We start from the raw sequence: 1,364 nt of genomic DNA, 5'->3' as shown, positions 1-1,364 counted from the left end.
GTCGGCGAACTGGTCGGCGGCGAGGGCGAGTTTGGCCTCGAGGGCGGCGATGCGGTCCCTGGCGTGGGCGGCAGCGGCGGGGTCTCCGCCGAGGAGCCGGACGCCGTCGCGTTCGAGGATCGTGAGCACCACGCTGGTGACAGTTTCGTCGACGTCTGCCATGCGGCGGCGCACCTTCATGCACCCGGCGTGGGCGCAGGTGTAGGTGTGGGGGTAGACGCGGGTCCGACCGTTCTTGAGGACATACGTGTACTCGTTCGTGCCGACGAGCGGTCGGCCGCACGCGCCGCAGAGAGCGATCGAGGTGAGCAAGTACTTCGGGTCGGTGCCCCGGTTGTTGCTCCGGCGTCCTGGGTCGGTCAGCAGGGCGACGACGCGTTCGTGGGTGGCGCGGTCGATGATCGGTTCCCACTGGCCGGGGCCGACCTCCTTGCCGTGGTGGGTGCGGACGCCGCAGTTGCGCCAGCGCAGCAGCATCTGCCGCAGGACGACGGTCTGCCAAGCCCGGCCGGTGCTGGTGGTGATGCCGCGACGGTTGAGGTCGTTGCAGATCTTCCAGAGCGCCTGCCCGGACAGGACGCGGTCGACGCACTCGCGGATGACGGCCGCCTCCTCGGGGTTGATCGCCAGCGTGCGGTCGGGGCGGAACTCCCACCCGAATGGGCGTTTCCCGATGTGGGCGCCGTTGGCGGCGAGCTCGTCGTGTTTGGCCTTGAGCCGTCGGCGTTGCTGTTCGATCTCGTAGCGGGCGACGGTGCCCTTCATCCGGGCCATCATGCGGCCCTGCTCGGTGGCCAGGTCGATGTCGCCGCCGACGGAGGCGAGCTTGAGTCCGAGCCGGTCGGCCTGGTCGATGACGTCCTCGAGCTCGCGCGGGGTGCGGGTGAGCCGGTCCACGTCCCACACGGCGACGGCCTTGATCAGCCCGCGCTCGACGTCCTGCATCATCCGCACGTACGCCGGGCGCGGCTTGGCCCTGGTGGCGCTCACTTCGTTGTCCTCGTAGACCTGCGCGACCTCCCAGCCGAGTCGCTTAACGAGCTTCTCGCAGTCGGCCCGCTGGCGCTTGACGCCGAGCCCGAGGCCCTCGGAGTCGCGGCTGATCCGCAGGTAGATCCCGGCAGGCACGGTCACGGCAGGCTCCAAGAGGGAAAGGTCTAGTTAAAGATACTCCCCTCGAAGGTATTCGTAGCCCACCTAGATCGGGCTGACTCGATGGAGGGGAGACTTCCATCGCTTGTGGTAGACCCCGATGATGCCCGTTGTCCACAGATCTCGTCGGCTTGACCGAGTTGTGATGCGACAGCGCGTAGGTTCGACGAGACGTATCGGACGGATCACGCCAAGATGGGCGCGAACCACAC

The 1,364-nt window shown here is 68.0% G+C and carries 1 protein-coding gene; it reads right to left on the bottom strand.

Annotation, left to right across the window (positions count from 1 at the left end; all coding sequences use genetic code 11):
• A partial coding sequence (locus N865_RS21250; protein WP_034810277.1) for a recombinase family protein occupies positions 1 to 1,134 on the bottom strand: 1,134 nt, incomplete at its 3' end.
• Positions 1,135 to 1,364: the final 230 nt, after the last annotated feature.

Source organism: Intrasporangium oryzae NRRL B-24470, from assembly GCF_000576595.1.
GTDB classification, from domain to species: domain Bacteria; phylum Actinomycetota; class Actinomycetes; order Actinomycetales; family Dermatophilaceae; genus Intrasporangium_C; species Intrasporangium_C oryzae.
This window is presented reverse-complemented; position numbering and strand designations above follow the sequence as displayed.